The sequence below is a fragment of the Bathymodiolus platifrons methanotrophic gill symbiont genome (genome assembly GCF_002189065.1).
GTDB lineage: Bacteria > Pseudomonadota > Gammaproteobacteria > Methylococcales > Methylomonadaceae > Methyloprofundus.
In genome coordinates, this window is record NZ_BDMN01000164.1 from 1 (window position 1) to 2,169 (window position 2,169).

A 2,169-nucleotide genomic window follows, 5' to 3' on the forward strand; every position below is an offset into this window, starting at 1 on the left:
AGCATAGTTTCAATTTTACCATAAATAATTATTGGGAAACTTCAGTTATGAAGGGAATTATATGCTTTAATTTTAAAGCCAAGGATGAATTACTTTTCCCTTATTATGATAGAAGCGACCCTTGATATTTTGAAAGAAAATGGCACAAAGACGCGCTTTTAAAAAAGCATCATGAACCTTGTATCTTTTCCATGCGAGCCTTGCAGAAATTGAAAAAAGCACCGTCGGGGCTTTGTAATTCTGGTTTTCCTGATTGTTCCCACCATTGCAGCCAGTCGGACTCAAGTGCGTAGACATCAAAATGACGGCCTAGAATTCGTTTAGCTTTCTCGATAGTGTCAGGCTTAATAAAAGGACGACTTTCTTGTTTCGTGGTAATAGCTTTTTTTTCTTGATAATCTTTATAATTAAAAATTACGTTTTCACCTTCAATTCTTAAATTATATTCTGGTAAGTGGTTGTGTTTTGTAATGTGATTAACTGATTGTTTAAATAATCTTATATTGCCCGATGAACCAACTTTTTTATGTAGATTTTTAAGTCCTATATACCACTGTTTTTGTTTACCGCAATGTTTACGGGCTATTTCATAAATGCGGCGTTCTATAGGCTTTCTAAGTCTAAAATAATCATGGTCGATACTTAAAATTTCTTCACCTATAACCGAGTTATAAAGCCATTCGGAGAGAGTTACTTCAAGCTCAATCATTCGCTTTGTTTTTGGATCATCAATAACAATTTTATAAGCATCAATAATATGGAAGCCTTCAATTACTTCTTGTCCATTAGTTTTTATATTGGTTGTGATACTTGTACCATGTAAACGATCAAAGGCTTGCCGTAGCAATTTATAACCTTGCCCACTGGTTTGACGGTTGGTTGTTACAAGTAAATCATGGGCTTTAAAGCGTATCTTTCGGCTTGGTGTTTCCCCTTGGTTAAGCCCTGCCATAAGTTGGGAAATGCAATAAATTAAAATATCTTTATCGTGAATAGTAGCTAAGCCGTAAGCACTAGGGGCAATTCGTACCGTATTACCATTATGTTCATAATTTCTTATAGCTGTATCTGGTTTTGTGGAAAGCGTAAAAAGCGGATGTTCCATACTTGCTATATCGCTTTTTGGTATGACTTCACCAAAGTCACAAATGAATAAATCTTTTTCAGGGTGCCGGACTGGTAAGAGGGGATTAGCCATACTGAAAACTACTTTTTGAAAATGTATCTAAAATATTATTATTGTTCGTCATTTCAAATACAAAGAAGCTGCTATTCTTCGTCATTTCAGATACAAAAGCAAGTTATTCCTCGTCATTTCAAATACAAACAATGTTTTGTTCGTGGTTTCAGATACATATATTCGTCATTTCAGATACGCTTTGTTGTTTTTTTTGTTCTCAACATATTGTTATTTAACAAAAAATATGTTTTCCGTAATCTCGTAACACTATAAATAACATTAATAACACTAGGCTTTGCAGCCTGTGGATAAGTGGATAACTTCAAATATTATTAATTCTTTGAGTTTATCATCGTTCCCAAAATATCCAAAAAAGAAAGCTAAGCGCATGGAGCAAATGGATTTAATCGACTGGCTGGACGATAAGCGGGTAATCAGGCAACTACCGCCGAGCCAATCCACACAGCACCGCCTTTTCATCATCGAGCAGCTAAAGCTGTATCGAACGGTTTTGGCGAAGTGCAAAATGTGAACGGCTCTATCTGAATGAATATGATTTCGATAGGAGATTTACAACAACTGCGGGGAGTCACTATTTTTGCGAAAGCTTGTTTTGGGCATCCCAGCCCAAGCAAGCAGCAAAAACTTAACGCGACCACTTATGCCTCCGGCGCCCCAGACGTCCTGCGTACGTGCCACTTCGCCATTACCATCGTAAACTCGGTGCTGGCTTCGTAACACTCCCTCAAATGACTGGACGGCGTTTTTCGGAATGCCTTTTATTTTGTCTACACCTTCGCTAGCGCTACGATTCCGACAAAACAACGGCTCTACGCCTTCTGGGGACTACCAGCCCTCGCGTTCGCTCTCCATGGCTGGCAGCGGGAGAAGTAAAAGGTTTACATCATAATTCCTCGAATGAAATGTTATCAAGAAGTAAGTTGCCCAAATTGTCGCTGTAGCACTATCATGAAATCAGGAAAGAGTGC

2 protein-coding genes are annotated in these 2,169 nt (G+C 38.0%); both read right to left on the reverse strand.

Annotated features, from left to right (window positions below; genetic code table 11):
* Positions 1–169: 169 nt before the first annotated feature.
* Complete coding sequence (locus CDZ78_RS10150) at positions 170–1,198, reverse strand: replication initiator protein A (RefSeq protein ID WP_087869914.1); 1,029 nt, start codon at positions 1,196–1,198, stop codon at positions 170–172.
* A 552-nt stretch (positions 1,199–1,750) separates the two neighbouring features.
* Positions 1,751–1,921: a hypothetical protein gene (locus CDZ78_RS21895; RefSeq protein WP_167374246.1), complete on the reverse strand. Its 171-nt coding sequence runs from the start codon at positions 1,919–1,921 to the stop codon at positions 1,751–1,753.
* Positions 1,922–2,169: the final 248 nt, after the last annotated feature.